The 25,217-nt window shown below is 74.0% G+C and carries 23 protein-coding genes; 11 read left to right on the top strand and 12 right to left on the bottom strand.

The annotated features are described in order from the left end of the window. Window positions 1–31 precede the first annotated feature (31 nt). The 6 genes from hflX to miaA form a co-directional block, all read right to left on the bottom strand. Window positions 32–1,525, bottom strand: coding sequence for a GTPase HflX (gene hflX, locus ACFY60_RS20520; protein WP_309055116.1), 1,494 nt, complete (start codon window positions 1,523–1,525; stop codon window positions 32–34). A gap of 205 nt (window positions 1,526–1,730) precedes the next feature. Then, window positions 1,731–3,320 (bottom strand): M1 family metallopeptidase, encoded by a 1,590-nt coding sequence (locus ACFY60_RS20515; RefSeq protein ID WP_388612187.1) that lies wholly within the window; start codon window positions 3,318–3,320, stop codon window positions 1,731–1,733. A gap of 65 nt (window positions 3,321–3,385) precedes the next feature. Continuing rightward, window positions 3,386–5,668, bottom strand: a complete 2,283-nt coding sequence (locus tag ACFY60_RS20510) for a RelA/SpoT family protein (protein WP_388612186.1) — start codon at window positions 5,666–5,668, stop codon at window positions 3,386–3,388. 139 nt (window positions 5,669–5,807) lie between these two features. Continuing rightward, window positions 5,808–6,707 carry a diaminopimelate epimerase gene (dapF, locus tag ACFY60_RS20505; protein ID WP_388612184.1) on the bottom strand — a complete coding sequence of 300 codons (900 nt, stop codon included), beginning with the start codon at window positions 6,705–6,707 and terminating at the stop codon, window positions 5,808–5,810. A gap of 84 nt (window positions 6,708–6,791) precedes the next feature. Beyond that, a complete protein-coding gene (locus ACFY60_RS20500; protein WP_388612587.1) occupies window positions 6,792–7,265 on the bottom strand; it encodes a hypothetical protein in 474 nt (157 codons plus the stop codon). 107 nt (window positions 7,266–7,372) lie between these two features. After that, window positions 7,373–8,311 (bottom strand): tRNA (adenosine(37)-N6)-dimethylallyltransferase MiaA, encoded by a 939-nt coding sequence (gene miaA / locus ACFY60_RS20495; RefSeq protein ID WP_388612183.1) that lies wholly within the window; start codon window positions 8,309–8,311, stop codon window positions 7,373–7,375. 140 nt (window positions 8,312–8,451) lie between these two features. On the opposite strand from miaA, the gene ACFY60_RS20490 reads away from it, so the two are divergent. Further along, a complete protein-coding gene (locus tag ACFY60_RS20490; protein WP_388612181.1) occupies window positions 8,452–8,715 on the top strand; it encodes a hypothetical protein in 264 nt (87 codons plus the stop codon). A gap of 103 nt (window positions 8,716–8,818) precedes the next feature. Then, a complete protein-coding gene (locus ACFY60_RS20485) occupies window positions 8,819–9,148 on the top strand; it encodes an antitoxin (RefSeq protein WP_388612179.1) in 330 nt (109 codons plus the stop codon). 93 nt (window positions 9,149–9,241) lie between these two features. Here the strand turns inward: ACFY60_RS20485 and ACFY60_RS20480 are convergent, their stop codons facing one another. Continuing rightward, window positions 9,242–9,952 carry a class III extradiol dioxygenase subunit B-like domain-containing protein gene (locus ACFY60_RS20480; RefSeq protein WP_388612177.1) on the bottom strand — a complete coding sequence of 237 codons (711 nt, stop codon included), beginning with the start codon at window positions 9,950–9,952 and terminating at the stop codon, window positions 9,242–9,244. 136 nt (window positions 9,953–10,088) lie between these two features. Further along, window positions 10,089–11,618 (bottom strand): tRNA (N6-isopentenyl adenosine(37)-C2)-methylthiotransferase MiaB, encoded by a 1,530-nt coding sequence (gene miaB, locus ACFY60_RS20475; RefSeq protein WP_388612176.1) that lies wholly within the window; start codon window positions 11,616–11,618, stop codon window positions 10,089–10,091. 318 nt (window positions 11,619–11,936) lie between these two features. Between miaB and ACFY60_RS20470 the strand changes: the two genes are divergently transcribed. From ACFY60_RS20470 to ACFY60_RS20460, 3 genes are all read left to right on the top strand, one after another. Beyond that, window positions 11,937–12,710 (top strand): DedA family protein, encoded by a 774-nt coding sequence (locus ACFY60_RS20470; protein ID WP_388612585.1) that lies wholly within the window; start codon window positions 11,937–11,939, stop codon window positions 12,708–12,710. A gap of 167 nt (window positions 12,711–12,877) precedes the next feature. Further along, the gene (locus ACFY60_RS20465; RefSeq protein WP_388612174.1) at window positions 12,878–14,056 is read left to right on the top strand and encodes a sensor histidine kinase; all 1,179 of its coding nucleotides are present in this window, start codon (window positions 12,878–12,880) and stop codon (window positions 14,054–14,056) included. Then, the gene (locus tag ACFY60_RS20460; RefSeq protein ID WP_388612172.1) at window positions 14,047–14,691 is read left to right on the top strand and encodes a response regulator; all 645 of its coding nucleotides are present in this window, start codon (window positions 14,047–14,049) and stop codon (window positions 14,689–14,691) included. Before ACFY60_RS20465 ends, ACFY60_RS20460 begins: the two co-directional genes overlap by 10 nt. Here ACFY60_RS20460 and ACFY60_RS20455 read toward each other — a convergent pair. Together ACFY60_RS20455 and ACFY60_RS20450 are read right to left on the bottom strand one after the other, a co-directional pair. Continuing rightward, window positions 14,676–16,079 carry a four-carbon acid sugar kinase family protein gene (locus ACFY60_RS20455; protein WP_388612170.1) on the bottom strand — a complete coding sequence of 468 codons (1,404 nt, stop codon included), beginning with the start codon at window positions 16,077–16,079 and terminating at the stop codon, window positions 14,676–14,678. The genes ACFY60_RS20460 and ACFY60_RS20455 overlap by 16 nt on opposite strands. Before the next feature lie 254 nt (window positions 16,080–16,333). Continuing rightward, window positions 16,334–16,951 (bottom strand): maleylpyruvate isomerase family mycothiol-dependent enzyme, encoded by a 618-nt coding sequence (locus tag ACFY60_RS20450; RefSeq protein WP_388612169.1) that lies wholly within the window; start codon window positions 16,949–16,951, stop codon window positions 16,334–16,336. Window positions 16,952–17,021: 70 nt separating this feature from the next. Here ACFY60_RS20450 and ACFY60_RS20445 point away from each other — a divergent pair, with 70 nt between their 5' ends. Together ACFY60_RS20445 and ACFY60_RS20440 are read left to right on the top strand one after the other, a co-directional pair. Continuing rightward, the gene (locus tag ACFY60_RS20445; RefSeq protein ID WP_388612168.1) at window positions 17,022–18,086 is read left to right on the top strand and encodes a LysR substrate-binding domain-containing protein; all 1,065 of its coding nucleotides are present in this window, start codon (window positions 17,022–17,024) and stop codon (window positions 18,084–18,086) included. A 57-nt stretch (window positions 18,087–18,143) separates the two neighbouring features. Beyond that, a complete protein-coding gene (locus tag ACFY60_RS20440) occupies window positions 18,144–19,142 on the top strand; it encodes a TAXI family TRAP transporter solute-binding subunit (RefSeq protein ID WP_388612583.1) in 999 nt (332 codons plus the stop codon). 109 nt (window positions 19,143–19,251) lie between these two features. Here the strand turns inward: ACFY60_RS20440 and ACFY60_RS20435 are convergent, their stop codons facing one another. Both ACFY60_RS20435 and ACFY60_RS20430 read right to left on the bottom strand, forming a co-directional pair. After that, complete coding sequence (locus tag ACFY60_RS20435) at window positions 19,252–20,673, bottom strand: sensor histidine kinase (RefSeq protein WP_388612167.1); 1,422 nt, start codon at window positions 20,671–20,673, stop codon at window positions 19,252–19,254. A gap of 39 nt (window positions 20,674–20,712) precedes the next feature. Beyond that, window positions 20,713–21,414 (bottom strand): response regulator transcription factor, encoded by a 702-nt coding sequence (locus tag ACFY60_RS20430; protein ID WP_388612166.1) that lies wholly within the window; start codon window positions 21,412–21,414, stop codon window positions 20,713–20,715. 406 nt (window positions 21,415–21,820) lie between these two features. Between ACFY60_RS20430 and ACFY60_RS20425 the strand changes: the two genes are divergently transcribed. From ACFY60_RS20425 to ACFY60_RS20410, 4 genes are all read left to right on the top strand, one after another. Continuing rightward, complete coding sequence (locus ACFY60_RS20425) at window positions 21,821–22,606, top strand: amino acid ABC transporter ATP-binding protein (RefSeq protein ID WP_388612165.1); 786 nt, start codon at window positions 21,821–21,823, stop codon at window positions 22,604–22,606. Between the two features lie 53 nt (window positions 22,607–22,659). Beyond that, window positions 22,660–23,481, top strand: a complete 822-nt coding sequence (locus ACFY60_RS20420; protein WP_388612164.1) for a glutamate ABC transporter substrate-binding protein — start codon at window positions 22,660–22,662, stop codon at window positions 23,479–23,481. Window positions 23,482–23,601: 120 nt separating this feature from the next. Beyond that, complete coding sequence (locus ACFY60_RS20415) at window positions 23,602–24,276, top strand: amino acid ABC transporter permease (RefSeq protein ID WP_388612163.1); 675 nt, start codon at window positions 23,602–23,604, stop codon at window positions 24,274–24,276. Beyond that, window positions 24,273–25,163, top strand: coding sequence for an amino acid ABC transporter permease (locus tag ACFY60_RS20410; protein ID WP_388612162.1), 891 nt, complete (start codon window positions 24,273–24,275; stop codon window positions 25,161–25,163). The genes ACFY60_RS20415 and ACFY60_RS20410 overlap by 4 nt, the downstream gene beginning before the upstream one ends. The last annotated feature ends 54 nt before the right edge of the window (window positions 25,164–25,217 follow it).

Here is a 25,217-nt window from a genome sequence, read left to right as displayed (position 1 = left end):
CCCGTGGGGGCGGGGACCGGTGGGCGGTGGATCAGTGGGCGGCGGGAACGAACGGCGCGAGCAGCGCCGCCAGTTCGCCGTGGACCCGCGCCTTGAGCAGGGTGCCCTCCGGGGTGTGCTCCTCGAGGTCCACCTCGCCCTCGGCGTGGACCCGGGAGACGAGACCACCCTGCGTGTACGGCACGAGGGCCTCGATCTCGACCTCCGGGCGCGGCAGCTCGGTGTCGATGAGCGCGAGCAGCTCCTCGATGCCCTGGCCCGAGCGGGCCGAGACGGCGATGGAGTGCTTCTCGACCCGCAGCAGGCGCTGGAGCACCAGCGGATCGGCCGCGTCCGCCTTGTTGACGACCACGATCTCCGGCACGTTCACCGCGCCGACCTCGCGGAACACCTCGCGCACGGCGGCCAGCTGCTCCTCCGGGGCGGGGTGCGAGCCGTCCACCACGTGCAGGATGAGGTCGGCGTCGGCCACCTCCTCCATGGTGGAGCGGAAGGCCTCGACCAGGTGGTGCGGCAGGTGCCGGACGAATCCGACGGTGTCGGCGAGGGTGTAGACACGACCGGTGGGCGTCTCCGCCCGGCGGACGGTCGGGTCGAGGGTGGCGAACAGCGCGTTCTCCACCAGCACGCCCGCGCCGGTCAGCCGGTTGAGCAGGGACGACTTGCCGGCGTTGGTGTAGCCGGCGATGGCGACCGAGGGCACCTTGTTGCGCCGGCGCTCCTGCCGCTTGATGTCACGGCCGGTCTTCATCTCCGCGATCTCCCGGCGCATCTTCGCCATCTTCTCGCGGATCCGGCGCCGGTCCGTCTCGATCTTGGTCTCACCGGGACCACGGGTGGCCATGCCGCCACCGCCGCCGCCACCCATCTGCCGGGAGAGCGACTGACCCCAGCCGCGCAGCCGCGGCAGCATGTACTGCATCTGCGCGAGGGCGACCTGCGCCTTGCCCTCTCGGGACTTGGCGTGCTGGGCGAAGATGTCGAGGATGAGGGCGGTCCGGTCGACCACCTTCACCTTGACGACGTCTTCGAGGGCGATGAGCTGGCCGGGGCTGAGCTCACCGTCGCAGACGACGGTGTCGGCTCCGGTCTCGACCACGATGTCCCGCAGTTCACGGGCCTTGCCGGAGCCGATGAAGGTGGCCGGGTCCGGCTTGTCGCGGCGCTGGATGACGCCGTCGAGCACGAGGGCGCCCGCCGTCTCGGCGAGGGCCGCGAGCTCCGCCAGGGAGTTCTCCGCGTCCTGAACCGTCCCCGTGGTCCAGACACCGACCAGCACGACGCGCTCCAGGCGCAGCTGGCGGTACTCGACCTCGGTGACGTCCTCGAGCTCGGTGGAGAGGCCGGCGACGCGGCGCAGAGCCGCGCGCTCGGAGCGGTCGAACTGGTCGCCGTCCCGCTCTCCGTCGATCTCGTGGCTCCAGGCGACGTCCTCTTCCATCAGGGCATCGGCCCGAAGGCTCTCGGTGCGGCTCGTCTCCGCGAAGCTCTGCGCGTCCTGGGAAGGGGAAGAAGAGGAGGTCATTTGATCCTTACGTCGAACAAGCGATGAGTCGCCCGGACGGTCCCGGGACGATTCCGTATCCGTGGCAACGCGTCACGGCCCCGGAAGATTCCCGGGTCCGCCGGCGGCGTCACCGACCCGTCGATGGTGACACGGCCCGGCACGGCCCGTCATCCGGGTTTCCCCTGGTTCCCGCGGACCGCGCGGGGCGGGCGTTCCCCGCGGGTCAGACCGCCGGCTCCTCGGCGGGGTGGCTGCGCCAGTCCGGGTGACCGGGCATGGGCGGGGTCTTCTCCCCGTACAGCCAGCCCTGGAAGAAGGCGGTGAGGTCGCGGCCGGCGATCCGCTCGGCGAGGGCGGTGAAGTCGGCGGTGGTCGCCGTCCCGTCCCGGTGCCCGGCGACCCAGCGGCGTTCCAGGCGGTCGAAGGCCTCGGCGCCGATCTCCTGGCGGAGGGCGTAAAGGACCAGGGCGCTGCCGTCGTAGACGACGGGGCGGAAGAGGCTGATCTTCCGGCCGGGCGCGGGCGGCTCGGGAGCGGCGGGCGGGCCGCCTGCCGCCCGCCACCCGTCGGAGGCGGCGTAGGCGTCCCGCATGCGCCGTTCCATGGTCTCCCCGCCGTGCTCCTCCGCGTACAGGGCCTCGTACCAGGTCGCGTGGCCCTCGTTGAGCCACAGGTCGGACCAGGTGCGGGGCGAGACGCTGTTGCCGAACCATTGGTGCGCCAGCTCGTGGACCATGATCGAGTCGACGTACCACTCGGGCAGCCTGGTCGCGGTGAACAGGCTCCGCTCGAAGAGGGAGAGCGTCTGGGTCTCCAGCTCGAACCCGGTGCGCGCGTCCGCGACGAGGAGGCCGTACGTCTCCAGGGGGTACGGGCCGACCCGGTCCTCCATCCACGCGATCTGGCCGGGTGTCTTGCGCAGCCAGGGTTCCATCAGCTCCCGGTCGGCGGTGCGCACCACGTCCCGCAGGGGCAGCCCGTGCGGGCCGGTGCGGTGCAGGACGGTGGAGCGGCCGATGGAGACCTGGGCCAGTTCGGTGGCCATGGGGTGGCGCGTGCGGTACGTCCACGTGGTGGTCGCGCCGTGGTCGTCCCGGCCCTCGGGCAGACCGTTCGCGACGGCGGTCAGGTCGCGCGGGACGGTGATCCGGAAGGTGAAGTGCGCCTTGTCGGAGGGGTGGTCGTTGGAGGGGAAGACGCGGTGGGCCGCGTCGGCCTGGTTGGCCAGGGCGAGGCCGTCGGTGGTGCGGACCCAGCCGCCGGTGTCGGCGGGCCCGCGCGGGTCACTGGTGTGGGTGACGGTGATCTCGACGGCCTCCCCCGCGTCGATCGGCTCGGCCGGGGTGAGGACCAGGTCCTCGCCGCTGGTGGTGTGGGCGGCGGGCAGGTGGTCGACGGTGACGGCGGAGACCGTGCCGTGGGAGAAGTCGAGGTGCAGCCGGTCCAGGTCCTCGGTGGCGAGCGCCCGGATGCGGGTGACGGCGGCGAGCGGCTCGCTGTTGGTGCCGGGGTAGGTGAGGGCGATGTCGTACGCGAGGACGTCGTAGCCGGGGTTGCCCAGAGTGGGGAACAGCCGGTCCCCGATGCCCAGCGGCTCGGGCACGGTGCCGGGCGCCGCAGCGGTGCCGCCCGGCGGCGCGAACGGCGTGCCGGGTCCAGGAGCGGTGCCGGTGTCCGCCCGAGGCGCCGGCGCACCGGGGGCGGCTTCGGAGGCGGGCAGGGCGGCGGCGACCAGCCCGGCCGAGGAGGCGACGAGGGCGGCGGCACGGAGCCACCGCGCGCGGGGAGCGGTGGGGCGGGGTGTGAGCGGCATGCGCTACCGCTACCAGGGCCTTCCCCACTCCCCCGGGCGGCGCGCTCGCCCGCCACCCGAAGGGGTCACGCCCGGCGGCGGTCCTCCGGTGCTCCACCCCGCTCGCCGGGGGCGCGGTGCCGGGCGCGGGCCACGTCGTACACCCCGGGCACGTCCCGCATGGCGCGCATGAGGGCAGGCAGCCCGGCCGCGTCGGCCAGCTGGAGCGTGTACGTGTGGCGGACCCGCTGCTCGCTGGGCGGCTCGACGGTCGCGGCGACGACCTCGGCCCCGGCGGCGGCGATGGCCTCGGTGAGGTCGGCGAGGAGACCGGGGCGGCCGAAGGCCTCGGCGACGAGCGTCACCCGGCACCGGGCGGTGGCGCCCCAGCGCACGGTGACGGGCGCCCGGCCCAGCCGGCGCATGGCGTCGGCGGCGGCGCAGCCGGTCCGGTGGACGGTGACGGAGCCGCCGCGCACCTGGAAACCGGTGATCTCGTCGGGCGGTACGGGGGTGCAGCAGCCGGCCGGGCGGACGGCGGCGGGTGCCCCGCCGTCCAGTTCGGCGTAAAGCTCGGCGCCCGAGCGCCGGTCGGCCGTGACGCTGAGGGGCGGGCGCGGGTCGCCGGCGGCGGGGGCCTCGGCGGCCTCCGGGTGGGCCCGCAGCCAGGTGGTGATCGCGATCCGGGCGGCGGGGGTGCGGGCGTGCTCCAGCCACTCCGGGGAGGGCCCGGAGACGGTGTCCTGGCGGGCTGCTGCGGGGGTGGCGACGGGTCCGCCGGGGAGCAGGAGCTGGACGGTGTCGCCGTCGGCGAGGACGGTGCCGAGAGGGGTGAGCCGGCCGTTGACGCGGGCGCCGAGACAGGCGTGGGCGGCTTCGCCGTGCTGGGCGTAGGCGGCGTCGACGCAGGTGGCGCCGGCGGGGAGGCCGAGGGTGCCGCCGTCGGCGCGGAACACGGTGATCTCGCGGTCCTCGGCCAGGTCGGCGCGGAGCGAGGTCCAGAAGGTGTCGGGGTCGGGGACGGCCTGCTGCCAGTCGAGGAGGCGGGCGAGCCAGCCGGGGCGGGTGGGGTCGACGCGCTCCCCGTCGAGCGGTTCCCGTCCCGCGGACGGCTCCGGGGCCGCGGACGGCTCCGGGCCCGGGGAACGCGGAGGTCCCGCGGCCGGCCCGGGCCCGGGGGCGGCGGGGGCCGGTTCGTGGCCCACGTACGGGTTGCCCAGGGCGACGACGCCCGCCTCGGCCACCTTGTGCATCCGGTGGGTCCGGATGAGGACCTCGGCGACGGAGCCGTCGGGAGCGGCGACGGCGGTGTGGAGGGACTGGTACAGGTTGAACTTGGGGGCTGCGATGAAGTCCTTGAACTCGGAGATCACCGGGGTGAAACAGGTGTGCAGTTCACCGAGGACGGCGTAGCAGTCGGCGTCCTCGGCGACGAGGACGAGGAGCCGGCCGAAGTCGCAGCCGCGCAGCTCGCCGCGCTTGAGCCGGACGCGGTGGACGGAGACGAAGTGGCGCGGCCGGACGAGTACCTCGGCGTCGATGCCGGCCTCGCGGAGCACGGTGGAGACCTGGTCGGCGACGGCACCGAGGGTGTCCCCGGACCGGGCGTCCTCGGCGACGAGCGCGCGGGTGTTCTCGTACTCCTCGGGGTGGAGGATGGCGAAGACGAGGTCCTCGAGCTCCGTCTTGAGGGCCTGGACGCCGAGCCGTTCGGCGAGGGGGATGAGGACGTCCCGGGTGACCCGGGCGATCCTGGCCTGTTTCTCCGGCCGCATGACCCCGAGGGTGCGCATGTTGTGGAGGCGGTCGGCGAGCTTGATGGACATGACCCGGACGTCGTTGCCGGTGGCGACGAGCATCTTGCGGAAGGTCTCGGGTTCGGCGGCGGCGCCGTAGTCGATCTTCTCGACCTTGGTCACGCCGTCGACGAGGTACGCGACCTCGTCGCCGAACTCCCGCCGCACCTGATCGAGCGTCACCTCCGTGTCCTCGACGGTGTCATGGAGGAGGGAGGCGGTCAGGGTGGTGGTCTCCGCGCCGAGTTCGGCGAGGATGAGCGTGACGGCCAGCGGGTGCGTGATGTACGGCTCGCCGCTCTTGCGGAACTGGCCGCGGTGGGAGGACTCGGCGAGGACGTACGCCCTGCGCAGCACCCCCAGGTCGGCGTCGGGGTGGTGGGCGCGGTGCGCCTCCGCCACATGGCTGATGGCGTCGGGGAGCCGGTCGCGGGGGGTGGGGCCCGCGGTGGCGCCGAGGAGGGCGGCCCGGCCGAGCCGGCGCAGATCGAGCCGGGCGCGTGCGCGTCTGCGGACGGTGGTCCCGTCGGCGGTCTCCGCCGCGCTCACGGGATGGGTGGCCTCTGCGCTCATGGGGCACCTCCGGCAACGTCGACCGGCGGTGGGCGGGCCAGGCGTGCCCGGGGGCCGGTGCTTGATGCTACCGACCCCACCACGCGGCGCAGTCACGCTCTCGCCGAGCGTGAATCGGATCACCCGATCGAGGGACGGGTCAGTCGTTGACCGGAGCGTCCGCGGGGCCCGCGAGCCAGGCGGGGTCGACGGTGCCCTCGGCGACGATCACGGCCGGTCCGGTCATCTCGATCGCGCCGTCGGGGTGCTCGGTGATGACGAGGGTCCCGCCGAGGACGTCGACGGTGTACGTGACGGGGGCGCCGGTCACGGCGGGGTCGGCGCCGTCGCGGCGGGCGGCGGCGACGGCCACGGCGCACGCGCCCGTGCCGCAGGAGCGGGTCTCGGCGGCTCCGCGCTCGTGGACGCGCATGGCGACGTGCCGGGGGCCCCGGTCGACCGCGAATTCGATGTTGACGCCGTCCGGGTAGACGGAGGCGGGCTCGTACGGCGGCTCGTCGTACAGGTCGCCCGCGTGGCTCAGGTCCTCGACGAAGGCGACGGCGTGCGGGTTGCCCATGTTCACGTTGCGCGCGGGCCAGCTGCGGCCGCCGACGGTGACGGTGACCCCGGACTCGGGGAGGGCGGCCCTGCCCATGGAGACGGTGACGGAGCCGTCCTTGTCGAGGTGGACGCGCTTGACGCCGCCGCGGGTGGCGACGGCGACCTCACCGGCGGTGACGTGCCCGGCGTGCTCCAGGTAGCGGGCGAAGACCCGGACCCCGTTGCCGCACATCTCGGCGACGGAGCCGTCGGCGTTCCGGTAGTCCATGAACCACTCGGCCTCGCCGGCCAGGTGCCGGGCCTCGGGGTGGGCGGCGCTGCGCACGACGTGCAGCACCCCGTCGCCTCCGATGCCGGCCCGCCGGTCGCAGAGGCGGGCGACGACCGCGGGGGGCAGGTCGACGGCGTTCTCGGCGTCCGGGACGATCACGAAGTCGTTCTCGGTGCCGTGTCCCTTGAGGAACCGGAGGGCGGGTGAGGTCTGCGCGCTGGTCACACGATCAACTGTACGGGGTCGGGCCGGGCGGGCCGCTTGGTTGTCCACAGGGCGGCGGTCCTGGTCCGGGTGGGGGCGCGGTGGTCAGCGGAGGCGGGCGACACGCCAGACGGCCAGGGCGACCAGCGCCGCGATCGTCACCGTGTAGAGGGCGAGCACGCGCCAGTTCGGGCGCTCCCCCGAGCCCCGCTGCGGGAGCCCCGGCCAGGTGTGGCCGACCTTGCGGGCGGCCATCATGCCCCACCCGGCCGCGCAGGAGCTGATCAGCAGACCGAGCATGGCGACCACGGCCCCGCCGTCGCCGGAACCGAAGGCGAGCGGGAAGGCGAACATCAGGGAGCCGACGGCCGCGAGGGCCACGATCGGCGCGAGCTGCCAGATCCGCAGCCGGCGCTGGGGCCGCAGCTCGACCTCGACCTCGGCGGCGTCCACCTCGACGGCGGTGCCCTCGGCCTCGTCGGGACCGTCCGGGGTCAGCCCCGGCGCGGGGGCGGCGGCGTCACCGTCCGCGCGCAGGACCGCGTCGTGCTGCTCTCTGTCGCGAGGGCCGGCCTCCATCGCCACGCGCCCTCCCACTCGGACTCCACTTGGTCGATCGATGCTCGATGATGGCACGCTCCCGACCGCCGGAATGACGACCGGGGCGTCCCGATGCCATCACGTGATCAGGCTGTAACCGCTCGTTCGACCAACGACAGGGCCTCTCGCGGGAGTTCCCCGCGGTGGTCCGCGGCTCCGCTGAGCCAGTGGACGCGCGGGTCGCGGCGGAACCAGGAGTCCTGACGGCGGGCGAACCGCTTGGTGGCGCGTACGGTCTCGGCGCGCGCCTCCTCCTCGGTGCACTCTCCCGCGAGCGCGGCGAGCACCTGCTGGTAGCCGAGGGCCCGGGAGGCCGTACGCCCCTCGCGCAGACCCAGGGCCTCCAGCGCGCGCACCTCGTCGACGAGGCCGGCCTCCCACATGCTGTCCACGCGCGCGCTGATGCGGGCGTCGAGTTCGGGGCGGGCGACGTCGACGCCGATCTGCACGGTGTCGTAGACGGACTCGTGACCCGGCAGGTTGGCGGTGAAGGGCCTGCCGGTGATCTCGATGACCTCCAGGGCCCGGACGATGCGCCGCCCGTTGCTGGGGAGGATGGCGCGGGCGGCCTCGGGGTCGGCGGCGGCGAGGCGGGCGTGCAGGACGCCGGAGCCGCGCTCGTCGAGCTCCGCCTCCAGGCGGGCCCGGACCTCCGGGTCGGTGCCGGGGAACTCCAGGGCGTCGACGGCCCCGCGTACGTACAGGCCCGAACCGCCGACCAGGACGGGGGTGCGGCCCTCGGCGAGCAGCCGGTCGATCTCGGCGCGGGCCAGGCGCTGGTACTCGGCGACGCTGGCGGCCTCGGTCACGTCCCAGATGTCGAGGAGGTGGTGCGGAACGCCGCCGCGCTCCTCCACCGTCAGTTTGGCGGTCCCGATGTCCATCCCCCGGTAGAGCTGCATGGAGTCGGCGTTGACGACCTCGCCGCCGAGCTGCTGGGCCAGAAAAACGCCCAGATCGGACTTTCCGGCCGCGGTGGGACCGACGACGGCGATGACCCGCGGGGCGGGAGCTGCACTTCTCACCGCCCCAGTCTCGCAAACCTCCCGGCCCGTCCCCGAACGAGCGACGTGACGGGCCCTTCTCCGCCTTCGTTGCCCTGTCGGGGTTTCGGCCCGGCGTTTCGCCGCGAAGCCCTTCCCGCCGAGTACGCTATGGAGTGAATATGGGCGTTTTTGCAATGTTCCGCCGCAAGAAGAAGGACCTGCCGGAGGGCTCCGCCGAGGAGGCCGCGGCCGCCGCACCGGCGGCCGGGTCCGCCGAGGAGGAGGCCCCGGAGGCCACGGCTTCCGCGGGCGGGACGGCGGACGACGCGGCACCGGAGGCCGCCAAGACCACCGGGCAGCCGGCCGAGGCCGTGGACATCCCCCGGCAGCAGTCCACCGGCGCCGACGCCGACAGCGAGGCCGGCGAAGGGGCCCGCAGGTAGCAGGACCGGGCCGCGAGGAGTGGAAAGCGGTCCACGGGCAACAGAGCAGTAGGCAGGAAACGGACGAGGATCCCCCACGGGGTCCGCGGAGGGAAGGTGCCCCATGGGTCTCCTGGATTCGCTGAAGGCCAAGCTCGCCCCGGCCAAGGACAAGGTGGCCGACCTCGCGCACCAGCACGGGGACAAGATCGACCACGGCATCGACAAGGCCGCCCGGATGGTCGACGAGAAGACCAAGGGCAAGTACAGCGACAAGATCCAGTCGGGTACGGGCAAGGCCAAGGACGCGCTGGACCGGATCGGTCACAAGGACGACGGCACGGACGGCACGCCGGGCGCGGGCGGCACGCCGGGAACGCCGGGCACGGGCGGCACGCCCGGTACCGGTGGTACCCCCGGCCCCGGTGGCCCCACCCCGCCGCCCGCCGCCTGAGGCGGCGCCGTCCGGGACGGTCCCCGCACGGCGGACGGCCGCGAAGCACCCTCGCTTCGCGGCCGTCCGCCGTTTCTCGTCGGGAGTCGGGCGTCAGGACCAGGCGGCGACCATGTAGCCGACGCCGTACGGGGCGTCGTCGTGGAGCAGACGGCCGTCGAGACCCGCTCCTTCGGCGGCGCCGGCGAGTACCTGCCAGGGGGCGCGGCCGGCCACCTGGAGCGCGAAGGCGAGTTCCGCGTCGAGCGCGAGGAGCGCGGGCACGTCGGCCGCGCCCAGGGCGCGGGCGGCCTCGGCGTCGAAACCGGCGGCCCGCTCGTCGAAGTAGCCGGGCGCCTTCACACTGCGGCAGGCGCTGCCGTCCCCGAGCACGAGGAGGGCGATCCGGCCGGTGCCGGCGGCGAGTTCGCGCCCGGCCGCGGCGCAGTCCTCCGGGGCGGCGGTCGCGGGCACGCCCCGGCCCTCGACGGGCGCGGCGGCCCACCCGGCCCGGCCGAGCAGCCAGGCGCCGACGGCGAGCGGCGCGGGCAGCGCCCGGTCCCCGCCCGGCCCGGTCCCGAGCCGTACGGAGAGGTCGACCCCGAACCCGGCGAAGGAGCCCTCCGAACCGGCCGGGTAGACGCCCCGGGCGGCGTCCTCCTCGACGGGCCCGACGACGTACAGCCGGTCGGGGCGGGAGGCCGCGAGCACCCCCACGGCGTCGACGCAGGCCGCCCGCGCGGCCTGGAGCTCGGACGCGGCGCCGGTGGCGACCTCGGGCACGAGAAGCGGCGGACAGGGGCAGACGGCTGCGGCGACAAGCATGATCCGCAGCCTACTGGCCCGGCCCGCCGCCGGGGGCGGACGCGCAGGACGGCGCGGGGCGGGTGTCCCCCGCGCCCCGGAGGCCCGGGCCCCCGGGTGTCAGGGCATCCGGGCCCGGGCGGCCCCCGTCGTCCGTTCAGTGGGTCCCGCAGGCCGGGACGTCGGCCGCCGGGAGCGGCTCCGGGACGCCGATCTTCGGAAGGCCGAGCAGGACGCCGGCCGGCTTGGCGGCGGCGGCCGTGGTGCGGCGCTCCCAGGCGTCGCCCGCGCGGGTGCGGCGCACCGCGTGCGTCGGGCCCTCGGCGAGGAGGTGGTGCGGGGCCGCGTAGGTGATCCCGACGGTGACCACGTCGCCGGGGCGGACCTCCTCCGCCGGCTTGGTGAAGTGGACGAGCCGGTTGTCGGGGGCCCGGCCGGAGAGGCGGTGGGTCGCGCCGTCCTTGCGGCCCTCCCCCTCGGCCACCATGACCTCCAGGGTGCGGCCGACCTGCTTCTTGTTCTCCTCCCAGGAGATCTCCTCCTGGAGGGCGACGAGGCGCTCGTAGCGCGCCTGCACGACCTCCTTGGGGATCTGGTTCTCCATCTCGGCGGCCGGGGTGCCGGGCCGCTTCGAGTACTGGAAGGTGAACGCGTTCGCGAAGCGGGCCTCGCGGACGGTGTGCATGGTCTGCTCGAAGTCCTCCTCGGTCTCGCCGGGGAAGCCCACGATGATGTCGGTGGAGATGGCGGCGTGCGGGATGGCCGCGCGGACCTTCTCGATGATGCCGAGGAAACGCTCCTGCCGGTACGAGCGGCGCATCGCCTTCAGGATGGTGTCCGAGCCGGACTGGAGCGGCATGTGCAGCTGCGGCATGACGTTGGGGGTCTCGGCCATCGCCGCGATCACGTCGTCGGTGAAGTCGCGCGGGTGCGGGGAGGTGAACCGGACCCGCTCCAGGCCCTCGATCTTCCCGCAGGCGCGCAGCAGCTTGGAGAAGGCCTCGCGGTCGCCGATGTCGGAGCCGTACGCGTTGACGTTCTGACCGAGGAGGGTGATCTCGCAGACGCCCTCGGCGACCAGTGCCTCGATCTCGGCGAGGATGTCGCCGGGGCGGCGGTCCTTCTCCTTGCCGCGCAGGGCCGGGACGATGCAGAACGTACAGGTGTTGTTGCAGCCGACGGAGATGGAGACCCAGGCCGCGTACGCGGACTCGCGGCGGGTCGGCAGCGTGGAGGGGAACGCCTCCAGGGACTCGGCGATCTCGATCTGCGCCTCCTCCTGCACGCGGGCGCGCTCCAGGAGGACCGGCAGCTTGCCGATGTTGTGCGTGCCGAAGACCACGTCGACCCAGGGGGCCTTCTTGACGATGGTGTCGCGGTCCTTCTGCGCGAGGCAGCCGCCCACGGCGATCTGCATGCCGGGGCGCGCGGTCTTCATGGGGGCGAGCCGGCCGAGGTTGCCGTAGAGCTTGTTGTCGGCGTTCTCGCGGACCGCGCAGGTGTTGAAGACGACGACGTCGGCGTCGCCGTCCGAGCCGCCGGGGGCGCGGACGTAGCCGGCGTCCTCCAGCAGACCGGAGAGCCGCTCGGAGTCGTGGACGTTCATCTGGCACCCGTAGGTGCGGATCTCGTAGGTCTTGGGTACCTCAACGCTCACTGCGGGGCTCCGGTCGCTGCTGCTCGTCATGCGTCAAGGGTAGGCGGTCCGGGAGAGGCCTCCGTCCGGCCCGGGCGCCCGCCGCCGACGGGTCGCCGGCCCCGGGCGGTTTCACGTCGGGGTCCCCCGGTGCGGTTTTCCGCAGGGTCGGGGGTACGGGGAACGGCACGGGACCGGGCGGGAAGACGCATACCGCCGCCGGGCCGGCGTTCCTAGCGTGGAGGGCGCCGGCGCGGACACCGCTCCGGTTCCCTTGCCCCGTCCCCTGCCGACTGGAGTCCCACGATGCGTCTTCTGTCCTCGGTCACCACCGCCGCCCGGGAACCCCTGCCCCGTCCACCGGGAGAGATCCTCGCCCGAGCCGCCGAACCCGCCGGCGGGGTGGCCGGCTGGGCGACCGACCTGGTCGAGACCCTGGGCGGGCCGGGGGCCGGACTCGCCATCGCCCTGGAGAACCTCTTCCCGCCGCTGCCGAGCGAGGTGATCCTCCCGCTGACCGGCTTCGCCGCCGGGCAGGGCTCGATCACCCTCGTCTCCGCCCTGTTCTGGACGACGCTCGGCTCGGTGGTCGGCGCGGTGGCGCTCTACTGGATCGGCGCGCTGTTCGGCCGCGAGCGCATGTACGCCCTCTGGGAGCGGCTCCCGCTGGTGAAGGTGTCGGACCTGGAGCGCACCGAGGAGTGGTTCGGCCGGCACGGCACCAAGGCGGTGTTCCTGGGGCGGATGGTGCCGATCTTCCGCAGCCTCATCTCCGTGCCGGCCGGCCTCGAACGCATGCCGACGCACGTCTTCCTCCTCCTCACCGCCCTCGGCAGCCTCATCTGGAACAGCGTCCTGATCACGGCCGGTTATCTGCTCGGCGACCAGTGGGACCTGGTGGAGCGGTACGTGGGGATCCTGTCGAAGGTGGTCCTCGTCCTCGTGGTGGTGGCGGTGGGTGCCTGGATCGCGGTACGGGTCCGGGGGCGCCGGTCGGGTGCGGACTCCGGTGCGGGTTCGGGTTCGGGGTCCGGTTCGGGTGCGGACTCCGGGTCGGGGTCGGGGTCCCGGTCGGCGTCCGGCCGGGGCGCACAGCGCGACCGGGCGCGCGGGCGGCAGGCGCAGCACCGCCGGACGCCGTGAGCGGAAGGGCCCGGCGTGAGGTCCTGCGGACGGCGGCCGCCGCGGACGGGGCACGCGCGGGACCGGGAGCCGGCGGCCCCGGCGCCCCCGGCTCCCGCTCCGGTCGTCCCGGGGCGGCTCCCGGACGATCTTGTCCGGCCCCGGCGCCCGCACTAGGGTCGGGTGCCGTGCGGCAGGACGGAGAAGGCGAGCCGACGGCGCCGGCCGTCCGTCGGGGTGCCGCGCCGCGGGCCCTCGGCGTCCTCGCGGGCGTTCCGACCGCCCTCCTCGTCGTGCTGCACCTGCTGCTGGTGGGCGGCGGGCTCGGTCCCTTCCTCCTGTGGCCCCGCACGCGGGCGCGTGCCCGGACGGTCCTGGTGGCCGGGGCGCGGCGGCTCGCGGGCCTGGAGCGCGCCCGGCGGGCCTTCTTCTTCGGCGACCGCTTCCCCACCGCGTACAAGACCTCCGACCGGCGGCTGCTGCGGTACGTGGCGGTGCGCGGCTGGACCGGCCTCGTGTGCGGGGTCGTGCTCGGACTCCTCGGCTTCGGTGCCGCCCTGGCCGCCCTGCTCGCGGTGGCGGTGGTCCGTGGTTCGGTCGGCTGGGCGGAGCTGCTCGGCCAACTGCTCCTCGGCGGAGTGCTGCTGTTCCTCGACCTCCAGGGCCTGTACGCGCTGACCGCCCTGGACGCGCGCCTCGCCCGCGACTGCTTCGGCCCGTCCGAGGGCGAACTGCTGCGCCGGCGGATCGACGAACTCGCGGGCAGCCGGGCCGCCGTGGTGCAGGCCGTGGACACCGAGCGGCGGCGCATCGAGCGCGACCTGCACGACGGGGTCCAGCAGCGGCTGGTGGCCCTCGCCATGCTGATCGGACGGGCACGCCGGGGCCGGGAGCGGGACCCCGGGCGGGCGGACGCGCTGCTGCGCCAGGCGCACGAGGAAGCGCGCGGGGTCCTGGCCGAACTGCGGGACGTGGCCTGGCGCGTGTACCCCTCGGCCCTCGACAGCCTCGGCCTCGAAGAGGCGCTGGGCGGGGTGGCGCAGCGGTGCGCGCTGCCGCTGCTGATCCGGTTCGAGGTGGACGCCCCGCTCCCCCGGCCGGTGGAGACGGCCGCCTACTTCGTGGTCTCGGAGGCCGTGACGAACGCGGCCAAGCACGCTGCCGCGACCGCCGTCTCCGTCCGCGTCACGCTGGCCGGAGGCGTGCTGACGGTACGCATCGAGGACGACGGGCGGGGCGGCGCGGACCCGGGCGGCACGGGCCTGACCGGACTGCGCAGCCGCGTCGCCGCCCTGGACGGCGCGCTGCGGATCGACAGCCCCCTCGGGGGACCCACCACTCTCACCGCGGAGCTGCCGTGCGCGTGATCCTGGCCGAGGACTCGACCCTGCTGCGGGAGGGGCTGGTACGGCTGCTCGTCGAGGAGGGCCACGAGGTGCTGGCCGCCCTGGGGGACGCGCGGACGCTGGTCGCCGAGGTGGAGGCCCGGCGTCCGGACGTCGTCGTCGCCGACATCCGCATGCCGCCCACGCACACGGACGAAGGGCTGCGGGCGGCCGTGGCCATCCGCGAGCGCTGCCCGGAGGTGGGGGTCCTCGTGCTCTCGCAGCACGTGGAGCGGAGCTACGCGGCGCGGCTGCTCTCGGCGGGCGCCGAGCGGGTCGGGTACCTGTTGAAGGACCGGGTGGCCGAGGTGGACGAGTTCCTGGGGGCGCTGGAGCGGATCGAGGCGGGCGGGGCGGCGATCGACCCGGAGGTCGTCCGGCAGCTGGTCGTCCGCAGCGGGCACGCCGACCCCCTGGCCCGGCTGACCCCGCGCGAGCGCGAGGTCCTGGAGGTGCTGGCGCAGGGGTACACGAACACGGCCATCGCCGGACAGCTGCACATCTCGCTGAGCGCGGTGGAGAAGCACCTCAACTCGGTCTTCGACAAGCTGAAGCTGCGCGGGACGGAGGGGTACAGCCCTCGCATCCTGGCCGTGCTCCGCTACCTGGAGTCCTGACCGCCGGCGCGGAGGAGGGCGCACAGGCGCAGCAGGGTGTCCTCGTCCCCGAAGCCTCCGGCCTTGATCAGGACGGGGACGCGGGCGGGAACGGGGGCGCCTTCGGGGGCGGGGGCCAGGAGGGTGCCGCGGGCGACGCCGGGTTCGGGTTCGTCGTGGAGGTGGACGCCGTGGACCCCGAGGGCGCGCAGGACGGCCTCGGCGGTGGCGCCGCCGGTGAGGACGAGGCCGTCGACACCCTCGCCGGCGGCGAGCCGGGCGGCGGCCGACGCCAGCCGCGCGGTCAGCTCGTCCGGGTCCGCGTGCCGCTCGTCCGGCGTGTGCAGGATCCGTACGGGCGCCTGGGCCGCCCGCAGCTTGCCGGCGGCGGTCTCGGGGTCGTCCGCCACGGCCGCGGCGGTTCCGGGTTCCGCCGAGAGCCGGGCGAGCTGGCGGCGGGTCGCCGGGTTCGCGCTGCCGACGGCGATCAGGGGACGCGCGGCGGCCGGGAGACGGCCCGGCGGAACGGCGGGGGTACGGGGGTGGCGCCGGGCCAGGGCGGCGGCGAGCCCCGGCGAGCCGACCCACAGCACGTCACGCGGATCGGGCACGGCGGCCACGATCCGGTCGAGGTCGGCGTCCGTGGCGGCCGAACAGACCACCAGCCCGCCGGCGGCGAGCAGCCCGGGCAGTGCGTCGAGCCCGGCCGGCCCCTCGCCCCGGAGCGCCCGCTCCGGCCGGGCCTGCCCCGCGTGGCCGTCCCCATGGGCCCACCCCTGCGGGCCGGCGTGACCGGCCCTGCCGGGAAGTCCGTCTGCGCCGGGCCCGGTCCGCCGGCCGGCGGAGTCGTCCCCGACGCGGCGGTCGCGTTCGGCGGAGGTGTCCGTACCGGCCGGGCCGTCCGGTTCGACGAGGACCGCTTCGGGCAGCAGCCGGGTCAGGTCGGCGGTGCGGACGGGGTGGACCGGGTCGCGGGCGAAGTCGCTCACGTCGACGCGTACGCCGTGGACGTACTGCACCCCCGCGATCGTGGTCCGGCCCTCCGCGGGGAACGCGGGGGCGACCAGGACCGCTCGCCGGCCCGAAGCCTCGCGCGCCGCGCGGAGTTCGGCCGCCACATGGCCGCGGAGGGTGGAGTCGACCGTCTTGAACACCAGGTCCGCCCCCGCGAAAACCCGGGCCGCGCCCCGGGTCCTGGCGACGGCGGCGGCCTCGTCGAGCAGCCGGCTGCCGAGGTCGACGGCGAGGACCCCGCTCTCCTCCGCGACGCCCCCGAGGTCCGTGCCCGCCAGCATGACGCGGGCCGGGTGCCCGGCCCGGCGGAACGGAGCGGCTCCGTCCCCCGCGCTCGTCAGGTCGTCGGCGAGGACGGCGACACGCGACGGGGAGGCGGGGGCGGGAAGTGGCATCGTCGTCGTTCCTCGGCTCGCGGGTGGTCCACGGCCGCCACCCTGACACCCACCACCCTGGCGGCCACCGGGGGTGGAGGGCAACCGCCTCTCCCGTACCGGACTCCGCCGGCGGCCCCACGGGCGGCGGTCAACTCACCGGGATGCAGAGGACGTTGCCGCTCCATGGGCGCGCCGCGAGGGCGATCCGGGCAACGCTCCCGAGATCGGCGAGCGCGTACCGGTGCCGGGCACCCCCTCCCCGGTCGCCGCCGTCAGACGCGTACGAAACGTCCGGCGGGCGCGCCCCGGAGCCGGCCCGGCGGCACCGTACGCCCGAAGGCGAGGAGCAGCAGCTCCTGGGCGGGCCCGGTGACCGGCTCCCCCGAGCCGAAGGACCAGTCGAGGTCGTCCGCGCGCAGGGCCACGCCGGAGAGGTCGGCGCCGAAGAAGCGGGCGCTGCGCGGGCCGACGCGGGCGAGGACCGTCCGGAGCCGGTCCTCCGGGATCCGCCGGTCGAGGCCGAGGGCCACCGTGATGTCCAGGCCGTGCACGACGTCGTGGGCGAGAACCATGTCGTACCCGCCGATCGGCATCTTCCACGGGTGCTCGGCGTCCGCCCGCAGGGCTTCGGCGAGTTCCCGGGCGCCGAGGACGGCGGTGTCGGCCCGCGCCAGGCGGTCCGTCACCCGGTCCATGCTGCCGCGCGCCCGGAGGAGTTCCCGTGCGAGCCGCCGGGCGGGGTGACGCATGGCCATGGTGAGGTGGGCGGCCACCTCCCGTACCCGCCATCCCTCGCAGAGGCTGGGCGCGTCCCACTGCGCCTCGGTGAGCGTGTCGAGGAGGTCCGCGAGGTCCCTCCGCTCGGCCGCGATCTTGTCCCTGATACCCATGCGACCAGCCTCCGCGCGGCCGCTCCGTACGTCCAAGACCGGTCGGTGCTCGTTCCTAGAATCGGCGCTTATGGAACTGCACCGGCTGCGCTACTTCGTCACGGTGGTCGAGGAGGGCAGCTTCACCCGGGCCGCCGCCCGGCTGCGGCTCGCCCAACCGGGCCTCAGCGCCCAGATCGCGCGCCTGGAACGTGAGCTGGGGCAGCGGCTCCTCGACCGGGCCGGCCGCACGGTGACCCCGACCGAGGTCGGGACGGCGGTCCTGCCGTACGCGCGCGCGGCGCTGGCGGCGGCCGAGGCGGTGCGGGACACCGCGGCCGAGTTCGCCGGGCTGCTGCGGGGCCGGGTCTCCCTCGGTCTGGTTCCCGGCGCCGGTACCCACCTCTTCGACCTCGCGGGGCTCCTCGCCGATTTCCACGCGGACCATCCGGGGGTGGAGGTGGCCCTCTCGGAGGGCGGCTCCGAGGAGATGCTGACGGCGGTACGGGAGGGGCGGCTGGACCTCGCCCTCGCCGGGCTGCCGGGGCCCGGCCCGCTGCCCGGCCTGCGGCTGCGGCCCGTGGTCGACTGCCCGCTGGTCGCGGCCGTGGCGCCGGGCGATCCCCTGGCCGGGGTGACCGGCACCGGCGACGGGCTGCCCCTCACGGCGCTGCGTGACCGGCGCCTGATCTCGCTGCCGCGCGGGACGGGGGTGCGCGGGGTACTCGACGGGCTGTGCGCCGAGGCCGGGTTCACCGCGGAGGTCGGTTTCGAGGCGGCCGCTCCCCGGATGCTGGCCCGGCTGGCCGCCCGCGGGATGGGCGTGGCGGTGCTGCCCGCCCTGGACCCGGAGGTGGCCCGGGAGCTGGGGGTCGTCACCGTGCGGCTCGCCGCTCCGGGGGCCCGCGGGCGGGTGGCCCTCGCCTGGCGGACCGGCATCCCTCCCGCCCCGGCAGCGCGGGAGCTCCTGGGGCGCCTGCGGGAGGCGCTTCCGACTCCGTACGGGACGGCGGTTCGAGAACCGGGCTCCGGACGGACCCCGCAGCGCATGTACGGCCCGGTCCCGGAGCCGATGTACAGCCGGGTGTCCGAACCTTCCCCGGTCCCGGCTCCGGTGCCCGGCCCCCTCACGGACGCCCCGGACGGCGGCCGGTGACGGGCCCCGAGCGGAGGAATCTGGCCAGGAGCGGCGGTGAGCTGGCAGGATCGCGGCATGCTCGCCTCCCTCTCCAGTGCCGCCCGTCGCCGCCTCCTGGCGGGTGCCGCCGCGCTGCTCGTGGTGTGCGGGCTCCTGGTGTGGTGGCTGGTGCCCTTCGGCGGCTCGGCCCCGAGCGGTTCCGTCACCTTCAGCACCGGCGTGCCCACCGGCGTCTACCAGCGGTACGGGGAGCTGCTCCGCCAGGCCCTGGCCCGCGACCTGCCGGAGGTGTCCGTCACGCTGAAGGACAGCGAGGGCTCCCAGCAGAACCTGGCCCGGGTCGCCACCGGGGAGGCCGATTTCACCGTGGCGACGGCCGATGCGGTCGCCGAGTACGAGCGGGAGCGCCGGCCCGGCCACGAGCGGCTGCGGGGCTGTGCGCGGCTCTACGACGACTACGTGCAGCTGGTGGTGCGCGAGGGCTCGCCGCTGTGGAAGGTGTCGGACCTGCGCGGCCTGCGGGTGGGGGTCGGCCAGGACGGTTCGGGTGTCCGGCTGATCGCCGACCGGGTCCTGGCTGCGGCCGGACTGGCGCCCGACCGGGACGTGCGGGCGGTCTCGGCGGGCATCGACACGATGCCCGGCCTGCTGGAGCGCGGTGAGCTCGACGCCTTCTTCTGGTCGGGCGGTCTGCCCACCCACGCCGTGCAGGAGCTGTCGGAGCGGTTCCCGATCCGGCTGATCACGCTGGAGGCGGATCTGGTGGAGAAGCTGCACGAGGCGGGCGATTCGACCCGCCACTACCGCTCGGCGGTGATCCCCGCCGACGCGTACGCGGACGCGCAGGACGGCCGGCCGGTGGAGACGCTGGCCGTCGCCAACCTCCTCGTCACCACGGACGCGGCCGACCCGGACCTGGTGGAGGGCTTCACCCGTACGGTGATCGGGAGCCGGGACCGGATCGGCAGCCAGGTCCACCCGGCCCAGCTGGTGGACCTGCGCACCGCGATCTACACGGAGCCGCTGACGCTCCACGAGGGCGCACGCACGTATTACCGGTCGGTCAAACCCTGACGGTACGGGCGGCCCCGGGGCGGCGACGGCCCGTGACCGGTGCCCGGAGCCTGCCGGACCGCACCGGCCCGTCCCGTAACGCGGGCCCCGGCCCCGTCGCGTACCCGCGTCAGTCCGCCCGGCTCTCCGGGTCCGGGGCGTCGGTGGGGCCGTACCGGGGGACCGTGACGGTGACGCGCAGGCCGTGCGGCTCGTTCGGGGCGAAGGTCATGCCGCCGCCGCCCGCGGCGAGCAGGACGCGGGCGATGGAGAGGCCGAGGCCGGAGCCCTTGACGTTCTGGTGACGGCCGGAGCGCCAGAAGCGGTCGCCGACGCGGCCGAGTTCCTCCTCGGTGAGGCCGGGGCCCCGGTCCGAGACGACGACGGCGATGTTCTCCCCGCTGGGGACCACCGAGACGGTGACCTCCTCTCCCGCCGGGGTGAACTTCAGCGCGTTGTCGATCACCGCGTCGAGCGCGCTGGAGAGGGCCACCGGGTCCGCCCAGGCCGTGGCGGCGCCGCAGGAGCCGGCGAGGCGGACGCCCTTGTCCTCGGCGACCGGCCGCCAGGAGGCGACCCGCTCGGCGGTGAGCGCACCCACGTCGGTGAGGCGCGGCTCCGGCCTGGTGTGCTCGGCGAGCGCCAGGTCGAGGAGGTCGTCGAGGACCTGGGCCAGCCGCTTGCCCTCGGTACGGACGGAGGCGATCTCCTCGTTGTCCTCGGGCAGTTCCAGAGCCAGCAGCTCGATGCGCAGGAGCAGCGCGGAGAGCGGGTTGCGCAACTGGTGGGAGGCGTCGGCGACGAAGGCCCGCTGCTGCTCCAGAGACTCCTCGACGTTGTCGGCCATCTCGTTGAACGAGCGGGCGAGGCGGCGGAGTTCGGGCGGGCCGCCGGCCGCGGCGACACGGGAGTTCATGCGGCCGGTGGCGATGTCGTGGGTGACGGCGTCCAGGACGCGGACCGGGCGCAGGACCCAGCCGGTGAGCCGGAAGGCGGCGCCGACGGCGAGCAGCATCGCCGCCGCCTCCCCGGCGAAGATCAGCAGCCAGCCGCGCAGGATGCGGGAGCGGAGGTGTCCGGTGGGCGAGTCGGTCACGACGACGGCGACGACGTCGCCGTCCCGCACGACCGGCGAGGCGACGAACAGCCGGGCGTCGCTCTGCCACGGCCAGACCTGCGGGGGGTCGTGGCTGCGGCGGCCGAGCAGGGACTCGTGGTAGGCGCGGCGGCCCTCGCCCTCGGCGGGGACGGTCCAGTCGGTGGGGGCGGTGGCCATGGCACGGTCGTCGCGGTAGAAGACGCCGGCCCGGATGTCGTACACGCCGTGGTAGCTGTCGAGCTCGCCCCGCAGGGTGGTGCGCCGTTCGTCGATGCCGGGGCCGTTCTCGCTGACGAACTGGGCGAGGGCGGCGAAGCGGGCGGTGTCGTCGAGCCGGTCGACGACGACCCGCTGCTGCTCGGAGGCGGCGAGGCTGGCGGCGAGCGGGAAGCCGAGGGCGAGCAGCACGCCCGCCATCAGGACGATGAGGAGCGGGAGGAGTCGGGTGCGCACGGGTCGGCCGGCCAGTCGTCGGGGGTCGGTGGTCGTGGGTCAGGACGCGGGGGCGACCAGGCGGTAGCCGACGCCCCGCACGGTCTCGATGAGGGCCGGCATCCGCAGTTTGGAGCGGAGGGAGGCGACGTGCACCTCCAGGGTGCGGCCGGTGCCCTCCCAACTGGTGTGCCAGACCTCGCTGATGATCTGTTCGCGCCGGAAGACGACGCCCGGGCGCTGGGCGAGCAGGGCGAGCAGGTCGAACTCCTTGCGGGTGAGGGCGACGCTCTCGCCGTCCACGCTGACGCGCCGGGTGGGCAGTTCGATGGTGACGGATCCGAGGCGCAGGAGGCTGCCGGAGCCGGCGGCGGTCTCCTCGGGGCCGGTGCTGCGCCGGCTGACGGCGTGGATGCGGGCGAGGAGCTCGCCCGTGTCGTACGGCTTGACGACGTAGTCGTCGGCGCCGAGGTTGAGGCCGTGGATCCGGGAGCGTACGTCGGCGCGGGCGGTCACCATGATCACGGGGGTGGTGGTGAGCTTCCGGATGCGGCCGCAGACCTGGTAGCCGTCCTGGTCGGGCAGGCCCAGGTCGAGCAGGATCACTCCGAAGGAGGGCCGTTCACCCTGGGCGGTGGGCAGGACGGCCTGGAGGGCCTCCTCCCCGTTGCGGGCGTGGGTGACGGCGAATCCGTGCCGGGCGAGCACCGCGGAGAGGGCGGCGGCGACGTGGTCGTCGTCCTCGACGAGCAGCAGTCGCATGCGTTCCTCCTCCGTGGGTGGTGGGCGGCCGGGGGCGGCCCGGTCGCCGGCCGGCCGCGGCCGGGTGCCGCACGGCACCGTGGTCGGCGGCACCGTGGCGCTCTCTGTGTACCAGGTGGTACCAGGGCATGAACGCCGATGGTCGGCGTCACAGTCAAGTGTCCCCCGGACGCGGGGGTGCTTCCGTTACGCAGCCGGTACGGACGGAAGCGGTGCGTACCGGTTCACCCCGGGCACGGCGCACGGACGGACGGGTTCACCCTCCTGCGGTGCCCGGAGCCGCGTTCACCCACTGTGTCCGTTTGCGGCCGTATCGTTATCCTCAATTTCCGCTCAGATGTGATGACGGTCGTCACACCGGGTCTCTAGTGTCCTCCCCAACCGAGGAGGACGGAGCAAGAGGCCGATGAGCGGAGTGTCAGTGTCCAAGGGTCCGGGGGACGCACCGCGGGCCGCGGACGATCTGGTCGTACTGTCCGGTGTCAACAAGCACTTCGGCGCGCTGCATGTCCTCCAGGACATCGATCTCACGATCGCCCGCGGTGAAGTCGTCGTCGTCATCGGCCCCTCCGGGTCCGGCAAGTCGACGCTGTGCCGGACGATCAACCGTCTGGAGAGCATCGACTCCGGGACGATCACCATCGACGGCAAGCCGCTGCCGGCCGAGGGCAAGGAGCTGGCCCGGCTCCGTTCCGACGTGGGCATGGTCTTCCAGTCGTTCAACCTCTTCGCGCACAAGACGGTGCTCGAGAACGTGATGCTGGGTCAGATCAAGGTCCGCAGGACGGAGAAGAAGGCGGCGGAGGCGAAGGCCCGCTCGCTGCTCGACCGGGTCGGCGTCGGAACACAGGCGGACAAGTACCCGGCGCAGCTGTCCGGCGGCCAGCAGCAGCGTGTGGCGATCGCCCGCGCGCTGGCCATGGATCCGAAGGTCATGCTGTTCGACGAGCCGACCTCGGCGCTGGACCCGGAGATGATCAACGAGGTCCTGGAGGTCATGCAGCAGCTGGCCCGGGAGGGCATGACGATGGTGGTGGTCACGCACGAGATGGGCTTCGCCCGCTCCGCGGCCAACCGGGTCGTGTTCATGGCCGACGGCCGGATCGTCGAGCAGGCGACGCCCGACGAGTTCTTCAGCAATCCGCGCAGCGATCGCGCCAAGGACTTCCTGTCCAAGATCCTTCACCACTGAGTGAGTTCGGACCTATCCTTCCCAACTCAACGCTACTCAAGGGACGTTCCTCCATGAAGCTCCGCAAGATCTCCGCCGCCGCCTCGGCCGCCGTCGTCCTCGCGCTCACCGCCACCGCCTGCGGCTCCGGTTCCGACTCCGGCAGCAACGGCGACAAGATCAACATCGGCATCAAGTTCGACCAGCCCGGCCTGGGCCTGAAGACGCCGGACGGCACGTACGCCGGTTTCGACGTGGACGTGGCCCGTTACGTCGCCAAGGAGCTCGGTTACGCCGAGGAGAAGATCAACTGGAAGCAGGCGCCCAGCGCCGAGCGCGAGAACATGATCAAGAACGGCGACGTGAAGTTCATCGTCGGCACGTACTCGATCACCGAGAAGCGCCTCAAGGAGGTCGACTTCGCCGGCCCGTACTTCGTGACCCACCAGGACCTGCTGGTGCGCGCCGACGACAACTCGATCACCAAGGTCGAGGACCTCAACTCCAAGAAGCTCTGCTCGGTGACCGGTTCCACCTCCGCTCAGAACGTCCGGGACAAGCTCGCCCCGAAGGCCGACCTCCAGCAGCTCGGCGGCTACTCCGAGTGCCTGACCGGCCTGGAGAACAAGGCTGTCGACGCGCTGACCACGGACGCCTCCATCCTCGCCGGCTACGCCGCGCAGAAGGAGCACCAGGGCAAGTTCAAGCTGGCCGGCCTCAGCCTCAGCGACGAGAAGTACGGCGTCGGCCTGAAGAAGGGCGACGCCGACCTCAAGGGCAAGGTCAACAAGGCCCTGGAGAAGATGATCTCGGACGGCACCTGGGACAAGCTCGTCAAGCAGCACTTCGGTCCCTCGGGCTACAAGAACGACCCGGCGCCGAAGATCACCGGCTGACCCACCCCGCCCGGTCCGTGACGGCCGCCCCGTTCGCGGACGGCCGTCACACCGGCACCGGCCGCTGCCCACGCACCGGCCTCCACACCGACCGACCACCAGGGGAGAGCGCGGGGCATCGTGTTCGACTTTTTTGATTCCGGGCAGTACGACCTGCTCGGCGCCTTCTGGGTGACGGCGAAACTCGCCCTCTACTCGGCGATCGGCTCGCTGGTCTGGGGCACGGCCCTGGTCGCCATGCGGGTCAGCCCGGTCCCGCTGATGCGCGGTTTCGCCACCGCGTACGTGAACATCGTCCGGAACACCCCGCTGACGGTGGTCATCGTCGGCTGCCTGCTGGGCCTCAACCAGACCCTGCTCATCACGCTCGGCGGGGAGCGCTCCGAGGACATCGGCTTCCGGCTGGCCGTCCTCGGCCTCATCGCGTACACCGGCACCTTCGTCTGCGAGGCGCTGCGCTCGGGCATCAACACCGTGCCGCCGGGGCAGGCCGAGGCCGCCCGCGCGCTGGGCCTGACCTTCACCCAGGTCCTCGCCCTGGTCGTCCTCCCGCAGGCCTTCCGCGCCGCGGTGGCCCCGCTCGCCAACGTCCTGATCGCCCTCACCAAGAACACCACCGTGGCAGCCGCGATCGGCGCCGCCGAGGCGGCGTTCCTGATGAAGGAGATGATCGAGAACGAGGCCGACGCGCTCTTCGCCGTCTTCGCCCTCTTCGCCTTCGGCTTCATCGTTCTCACCCTCCCCACCGGCCTGATCCTCGGCTGGGCGGCCAAGCGACTGGCGGTGAAGCGATGAGTTCCGTCCTGTTCGACACTCCCGGCCCGCGTGCCAAGCGGCGCAACGTCCTCTACACGATCGCCTTCGTGGCGGTCCTGGGTCTGGTGGCCTACTGGGTGCTCTCCGCCCTGGCCGCCAAGAACCAGCTGGACGCGGACAAGTGGAGCCCCTTCGTCACCGATGCCGAGGTCTGGACGACGTACCTCCTGCCCGGCCTCACCGAGACCCTCAAGGCCGCCGCGCTCGCCATCCTGATCGCGCTGCCCCTCGGCGCGGCCCTGGGCATCGGCCGGCTCTCCGACCACGCGTGGGTGCGGGTCCCCGTCGGAGCGATCGTCGAGTTCTTCCGCGCCATCCCGGTCCTGATCCTGATGATCTTCGCGAGCCAGCTCTACGCGAAGTTCACCACCGTCAGCTCGGACTTCCGCCCGTTGTACGCGGTCGTCACCGGCCTGGTGCTCTACAACGCCTCGGTGATCGCCGAGGTCGTCCGGGCCGGCGTGCTCTCGCTGCCCCGGGGCCAGAGCGACGCGGCCGTGGCGCTCGGCATGCGCAAGGGCCAGAGCATGCTGTACGTCCTGCTGCCGCAGGCGGTGACCGTCATGCTGCCGGCCCTCGTCAGCCAGCTCGTGGTCATCGTCAAGGACACGGCGCTCGGCGGCGCGGTGCTCGGCTTCGGCGAGCTGCTCAGCCAGAACCGTCAGATCACGGCCAACTACGGCGCCAACACGATCGCCACCCTCACGGTGATCGCGCTGATCTACATCGTCCTCAACGCGCTCCTGACCAGCTTCGCCGGATGGCTGGAGAAGCGGCTCCGGCAGGGCCGGAAGACCCCGGTCGCGCAGGTCCCCGCCCAGGGCGGCGCGCCCGAGCTGCCGTCGCGGGCCGTCAGCGACGTCTGACCCGGACGGGGCCCGCGACACGACCGAAGTGGGCGGGTGCGGCACTGACCTCAC

The organism is Streptomyces sp. NPDC012827 (assembly GCF_042900905.1).
Lineage (GTDB): Bacteria > Actinomycetota > Actinomycetes > Streptomycetales > Streptomycetaceae > Streptomyces > Streptomyces gulbargensis.
Note: the sequence above shows the minus strand (reverse complement) of the source record. Positions and strands in the feature narration are given on the sequence as shown.

What these genes read in the sequence shown, in the direction of transcription:
- hflX (WP_309055116.1), bottom strand. Translation starts at nt 1,525, where the DNA reads ATGACCTCCTCTTCTTCCCCTTCCCAGGACGCGCAGAGCTTCGCGGAG.
- ACFY60_RS20515 (WP_388612187.1), bottom strand. Translation starts at nt 3,320, where the DNA reads ATGCCGCTCACACCCCGCCCCACCGCTCCCCGCGCGCGGTGGCTCCGT.
- ACFY60_RS20510 (WP_388612186.1), bottom strand. Translation starts at nt 5,668, where the DNA reads ATGAGCGCAGAGGCCACCCATCCCGTGAGCGCGGCGGAGACCGCCGAC.
- ACFY60_RS20500 (WP_388612587.1), bottom strand. Translation starts at nt 7,265, where the DNA reads ATGGAGGCCGGCCCTCGCGACAGAGAGCAGCACGACGCGGTCCTGCGC.
- ACFY60_RS20490 (WP_388612181.1), top strand. Translation starts at nt 8,452, where the DNA reads ATGGGCGTTTTTGCAATGTTCCGCCGCAAGAAGAAGGACCTGCCGGAG.
- ACFY60_RS20485 (WP_388612179.1), top strand. Translation starts at nt 8,819, where the DNA reads ATGGGTCTCCTGGATTCGCTGAAGGCCAAGCTCGCCCCGGCCAAGGAC.
- ACFY60_RS20480 (WP_388612177.1), bottom strand. Translation starts at nt 9,952, where the DNA reads ATGCTTGTCGCCGCAGCCGTCTGCCCCTGTCCGCCGCTTCTCGTGCCC.
- miaB (WP_388612176.1), bottom strand. Translation starts at nt 11,618, where the DNA reads ATGACGAGCAGCAGCGACCGGAGCCCCGCAGTGAGCGTTGAGGTACCC.
- ACFY60_RS20455 (WP_388612170.1), bottom strand. Translation starts at nt 16,079, where the DNA reads ATGCCACTTCCCGCCCCCGCCTCCCCGTCGCGTGTCGCCGTCCTCGCC.
- ACFY60_RS20450 (WP_388612169.1), bottom strand. Translation starts at nt 16,951, where the DNA reads ATGGGTATCAGGGACAAGATCGCGGCCGAGCGGAGGGACCTCGCGGAC.
- ACFY60_RS20445 (WP_388612168.1), top strand. Translation starts at nt 17,022, where the DNA reads ATGGAACTGCACCGGCTGCGCTACTTCGTCACGGTGGTCGAGGAGGGC.
- ACFY60_RS20440 (WP_388612583.1), top strand. Translation starts at nt 18,144, where the DNA reads ATGCTCGCCTCCCTCTCCAGTGCCGCCCGTCGCCGCCTCCTGGCGGGT.
- ACFY60_RS20430 (WP_388612166.1), bottom strand. Translation starts at nt 21,414, where the DNA reads ATGCGACTGCTGCTCGTCGAGGACGACGACCACGTCGCCGCCGCCCTC.
- ACFY60_RS20425 (WP_388612165.1), top strand. Translation starts at nt 21,821, where the DNA reads ATGAGCGGAGTGTCAGTGTCCAAGGGTCCGGGGGACGCACCGCGGGCC.
- ACFY60_RS20420 (WP_388612164.1), top strand. Translation starts at nt 22,660, where the DNA reads ATGAAGCTCCGCAAGATCTCCGCCGCCGCCTCGGCCGCCGTCGTCCTC.
- ACFY60_RS20410 (WP_388612162.1), top strand. Translation starts at nt 24,273, where the DNA reads ATGAGTTCCGTCCTGTTCGACACTCCCGGCCCGCGTGCCAAGCGGCGC.